7 protein-coding genes and 1 tRNA gene are annotated in these 5,073 nt (G+C 46.1%); 1 reads left to right on the top strand and 7 read right to left on the bottom strand.

Features of this window, described 5'->3' with window-relative positions; all coding sequences use genetic code 11:
* The 7 genes from C7B77_RS23770 to C7B77_RS23740 all read right to left on the bottom strand — a co-directional run.
* On the bottom strand, positions 1-405 hold a 405-nt coding region (locus tag C7B77_RS23770; RefSeq protein WP_106310744.1), incomplete at its 3' end, for a flavodoxin family protein.
* A 214-nt stretch (positions 406-619) separates the two neighbouring features.
* On the bottom strand, positions 620-1,354 hold the full coding sequence (locus C7B77_RS23765; protein WP_106310742.1) for an SDR family oxidoreductase: 735 nt from the start codon (positions 1,352-1,354) through the stop codon (positions 620-622).
* A gap of 120 nt (positions 1,355-1,474) precedes the next feature.
* Positions 1,475-1,807, bottom strand: coding sequence for a cupin domain-containing protein (locus C7B77_RS23760; RefSeq protein ID WP_181243997.1), 333 nt, complete (start codon positions 1,805-1,807; stop codon positions 1,475-1,477).
* A 61-nt stretch (positions 1,808-1,868) separates the two neighbouring features.
* The gene (gene fba, locus C7B77_RS23755) at positions 1,869-2,945 is read right to left on the bottom strand and encodes a class II fructose-bisphosphate aldolase (protein WP_015159961.1); all 1,077 of its coding nucleotides are present in this window, start codon (positions 2,943-2,945) and stop codon (positions 1,869-1,871) included.
* A 234-nt stretch (positions 2,946-3,179) separates the two neighbouring features.
* Positions 3,180-3,251, bottom strand: a tRNA-Lys gene (locus tag C7B77_RS23750).
* Between the two features lie 69 nt (positions 3,252-3,320).
* Positions 3,321-4,190 (bottom strand): aldose epimerase family protein, encoded by an 870-nt coding sequence (locus tag C7B77_RS23745; protein WP_106310738.1) that lies wholly within the window; start codon positions 4,188-4,190, stop codon positions 3,321-3,323.
* Between the two features lie 93 nt (positions 4,191-4,283).
* Positions 4,284-4,502, bottom strand: coding sequence for a hypothetical protein (locus tag C7B77_RS23740; protein ID WP_106310736.1), 219 nt, complete (start codon positions 4,500-4,502; stop codon positions 4,284-4,286).
* Between the two features lie 128 nt (positions 4,503-4,630).
* On the opposite strand from C7B77_RS23740, the gene C7B77_RS23735 reads away from it, so the two are divergent.
* Entirely contained in the window at positions 4,631-4,933 is a 303-nt protein-coding gene (locus C7B77_RS23735) for a DUF6679 family protein (RefSeq protein WP_015159964.1), read from the top strand.
* Positions 4,934-5,073: the final 140 nt, after the last annotated feature.

Here is a 5,073-nt window from a genome sequence, read left to right as displayed (position 1 = left end):
ACCCCCACCCACCCAAATCATTGCATGTTGAGCGGCATTAATTGCTAAATAAATTAGCGTCCCTTGTTTATCGCCACTCAGACCGCCAGAATGGGTGAAACCGCCTGCAATCTTATCTTTCCATAGCTGTTGCACCCAGACACTGCTAGCACCGTCCACAAATGCTTTGAATTGCGCGGCAACTCCACCCATATAAGTCGGCGAACCAAAAATAATAGCATCCGCACTATTTAAGCTAGCCATCATTACTTCATCTTTCCAGCGGCCATTAATAATTTGTTCGCCAGTAATCCGGAGTAATTGGACTTTTGTGTCGGAAATTGTTTGGACACCTGCGGCGATCGATTCTGCCATTAAATGGGTATGTCCGGTTCCTGAAAAGTAGATAATTGCAATATTTACCATGAAATTTTATTTGTAATTGTGAATTAGTGGTATGGATTAGGACAGCAATTAAAATCACCACTCGGAAGGCAAAGTCCGCCTTTTACGATCGATTTGTAAAAGGATTGTCGATCGGTCGACTAACTTCAAGTTAGTCATCGACTGCGGTGCTGGAACGGAGCAAATATCCTTAACCCGTTCGCGTAGCGTCTCCGTGAGCAGAAACTGACATTAACTACAAAATGCCGCCATTGACTTGCAAATTTTGTCCGGTCATCCAGTGAGCATCGTCGTTTACTAAGAATGCCACCACATCGGCGATATCCTGTGGTTTTCCCAATCGTCCGAGCGGTGTTTGGGTAATGAGATGGTCGATTGCTTCCTGGGGCATAATCAACCCATCTGTATCGGTAACTCCAGGCGAAACTAGATTCACAGTCACCTGGCGATGCCCGATTTCTTTGGCTAAAGCAAAAGCAAATTGTTCGCCTGCTGCCTTACTTGCCGCATAGAGTCCAGCCGCAGGGAGTGGCATCTTCGTTCCACCTGTTGAAAACTGCACGATCCGTCCGCCATCTTTAACGCGGGTAGCGGCTGCTTGCAACACGTACATTGCACCTTTGGTATTGACCGAAAATATCTTGTCAAAGTCATCGTCAGTCAACTCCACATGGGGTTTAAACACCGATACCCCAGCCACATTGACGACAATATCGATCGCGCCTAATTGCTGTTCTGTCTCGTCAAATAATCGAGTTACATCGGCTCGATCTGCCACATTGCCCTGAATCGCGATCGCGCGTCCGCCATTGGCAATAATTTCTGTGACTACAGCTTCGGCTTTTTCTGGCGAAGCAACATAGTTAACCACTACCGCTGCCCCATCTCGTCCCAATCGCAAGGCGATCGATCGACCGATTCCCCGCGATGAAGCGGTAACTATTGCGACTTTTCCAGTTAATGATGACATGCTATTTGCCCTACACTGTAAATTTGCATTTGACTCAATTACAACGGTATACTTATTAATTACTTTTTGGGAAGTACTTACTTTTATGTAAGTATGTTGAGAAATTCACTAGAAAGTAAATTACTGACTGATGCAAAGCACATACTGCAAACCTTCAGATCCAGCTTTTGCATAAATATTATTACCTTCAGGTGTAAATAAAGCCGCTCGATTAGCTTCGATCGCATCCTGTCGATCGCCAATAAATCCAGATCCCTTCACAGCTAATATAAACACCGACTCATCAGCAGTTACTTCATGCTCGAACGAACTATGTGCTGGTAAAATTACATCCAAAAAGCGAATTTTAGTAGAGATATTTAACGGTGAAGTTAAACCATTTGCTTCACTAACCACTACCCGCACGCGCGCCTCTGTATTAGTCGTGTAGTCATATTCTCCTTTACAATGCAATAAACCCGACTTCTGTCTAGAAGTCGGGTTTATGTTGCTAACCTAATTTAACTAATTAGAATTAGACGCCAACTTTAACTTTAGGAGCTGGGTAAACACCTTTAGCATATTTAGCTGCAAACTCTTCGAGCGAAGCAGTTTTGATTTTGCTACCTTGTCCAGCACACCAGAAAGCGGTGTAACGCTCGGCACATACTTTTTGCATGTACTTGATCGAGGGTTTCAGGAAGTGGCGAGGATCGAATTCTTCAGGTTTGCTGAAGAGAGCTTCGCGCACTGCTGCGGTGATTGCCAAACGGTTGTCGGTGTCGATGTTGACTTTACGAACGCCGCATTTGATACCTTTTTGGATTTCTTCTAAAGGTACACCGTAAGTTTCAGGAATTTTACCACCGTACTGGTTGATCAGTGCGAGTAAATCTTCGGGTACCGAAGAAGAACCGTGCATGACGAGGTGAGTGTTAGGGAGTTTGTTGTGGATTTCTTCAATCCGGCTGATAGCCAAGATTTCACCAGTAGGTTTGCGAGTGAATTTGTAAGCACCGTGGCTGGTACCGATCGCAACTGCGAGCGCATCTACGCCAGTAGCTTCAACAAATTGTACTGCTTCATCGGGGTCGGTGAGGAGTTGGTCGTGAGACAAAGCTCCTTCAAAACCGTGTCCGTCTTCAGCTTCACCCATACCAGTTTCTAAAGAACCCAAGCAACCGAGTTCGCCTTCTACACTAACGCCGATCGCGTGAGCGACTTCGACGACTTTGCGGGTAATATCAACGTTATATTCAAAACTTGCTGGAGTTTTGGCATCAGCTTCTAAGGAACCATCCATCATGACGCTGGTAAAGCCCTGTTTCATTGCCGAGTAGCAAGTTGCAGCACTGTTGCCATGATCTTGGTGCATGGCAATGGGAATGTTGGGGTAGGTTTCCACTGCGGCTAAAACTAGGTGACGCAGGAATGCTTCACCAGCATAGCTTCTCGCGCCGCGAGATGCTTGTAAAATCACGGGGCTATCAGTTTCGTTAGCAGCCTGCATGATTGCTTGGATCTGCTCCATGTTGTTAACGTTGTATGCTGGGATACCGTAGCCGTTTTCAGCCGCGTGATCCAGCATGAGCCGCATTGGGACGAGTGCCATTAGAAATTCCTCCTATAATTTAAATCTTTAAGATTAATTCGCTCGTCGAGCGTTAATTTAACGATTTTTTACTTTTAACTAAGGATACTTTACCAAATATCTGTGAGTATCGATACTCCCTGCCAATAAAATTAGTGGAAAATCGCAGTGGTGTCTGGTTTTATGCGGTTTAGTGCCAAAAAAATCGATCGAGCCAGATAAATTGCTGACTCGATCGATTTTTGGTCTTGGATATGGGACGCCCGAGGGTCGAACTCGGGGCCAGTCGGTTAAAAGCCGAATGCTCTACCACTGAGCTAGCGTCCCATTTGCGCCTGAAGTAATTCAGACCTTTACTAAGATAGCATGTAGATCTGAATTTACGCAACCCTTATTTTAGGTAAATTCCGCAGTAAAGGTAATATTGGTAGTCATAGTCTCTCCTGGAGCCACATGCAGCAGATCGACACCTGTGTTTAAACTGTTGCGAGGGCCAGTCCAAGGTTCGAGACAGTAAAAGTCTTTGCCCGCCACAGTCCAAAACACGATCGTCCGATACTGGTCGCTCGATGTCATCGTCAGCTTTAAATTTTGCCCAGCATCCGATGCGGTAGAGACGTTGCTATCTACGTTGGTAAATGCCGCATCGATCTCCGCTTGGCTAAAATCAAACTTGCCCGCAAAGGGATGAACTTCACCCGTTTGCTTTTCTTGATAACTGTCGGCTCCAATCTCAAAGGTTAGATGCTCTTTGTTGGGAGCGGCAAAATAGGGGTGTAAGCCACTACTAAAGGGCATCGGGGTCGCCGATTTGTTGGTATAGGTTTGGTCGATGACTAGCTCGTTGCCGCGAATTCGATAGGTAAAGCTGACGCTAAAGTCAAATGGATACACTTGGCGCGTGGCATCAGTACTCTCTAACGTTATCGTCAGACTAGCATCGGCGGTACTAGCTTGGTGAGTGACTTGCCACGGCATCTCCCGCGCGAAACCATGTTGCTTGAGCGAGTACTGCTTGCCGTCAATGGAATAAGCATTATCTGGCAAATTGCCACAAATCGGAAATAAAATCGGAAATCCACCCCGCACGCTCAGACTCGGATCGGTAAACCGCTCGGCATCTAAGTACATTAACTCGCGATCGCCCACCCGCCAACTAGTTGCAATCCCCCCGCGATCGGGGAAAATAGTTAGAGAACTCTGACTTTCGGTATCATTTAAGACGTAGACAGGTTCGCTCTGGGACTGTTTAGTGACGGTAAACATATGATTATTAGGGAGTATGTGGTATAAATCTGGCACTAGGCAAGGCATCGAGGCACTTTAAAAGCAGATCTCCAAATCCCCGCTCACTGGCCGCTAAGTTTTAGGCAAAGAGACGAGCAAACGGGTATTATAGTTATATAGGCTACACGATCGACGATCGATAATATCGATCGAGTCGTCACAGTCTATGTAAGCAGGCGAACTATCACCAGTAGTAATGGCAGATTCGACTTTTGTCTCAAGTTCATATCGACTCATTTTCCCCAGAGCATCGACAAATTCAATCCTCACCTCTTGGTTGAATGCCCGCATGAAGTTCCTCAACTAAACCGATTGCTTCTAGTTAATTTTGGGAACGCTACTCTAGTCAAGCTCGCCAGTAATCTGACTGACTAGATTCTCATTCCACTGCCAGATTTATTTGTTTAGGAGAGTAAGCCATGTTACACCGCAAGATTTATCAAATGTGTGAAGATGGTCGGGAAGTGTGTATTTTCTTGCGAGATCAACAACGGTGGATCGAACGTGCGCGCATTACCGATATCGAAGGCGATTTAGTTACGATCCGCTATGAGACCGATGAAGAAGATGAGGTCTCAGCGTGGGAAGAAATGGTTCGACTCGAAAGTATCGCTTCGATCAGCCAGAAATTAGCCTCTGTCTATCGCGGTAATACCGACCCGCTCGTCTCTGACGAATGTCATGAGTTAGAGCAAATCCGTCCGACCACTACCGAAGAATAATCCCCTGCACGATCCCCAGGTTACGAGTCATTAGCCACCGAGTTAATGACTCGTACTTGTATTTAGGCCAGAATAATCGCAAGTTGCCAAGAGTGCGCTAGCTTCCTTTGTTCACTCCCTGTCTTACCGCCGCCCCCTAC

The sequence above is a fragment of the Chamaesiphon polymorphus CCALA 037 genome, from assembly GCF_003003845.1.
GTDB lineage: Bacteria > Cyanobacteriota > Cyanobacteriia > Cyanobacteriales > Chamaesiphonaceae > Chamaesiphon > Chamaesiphon polymorphus.
Note: the sequence above shows the minus strand (reverse complement) of the source record. Positions and strands in the feature narration are given on the sequence as shown.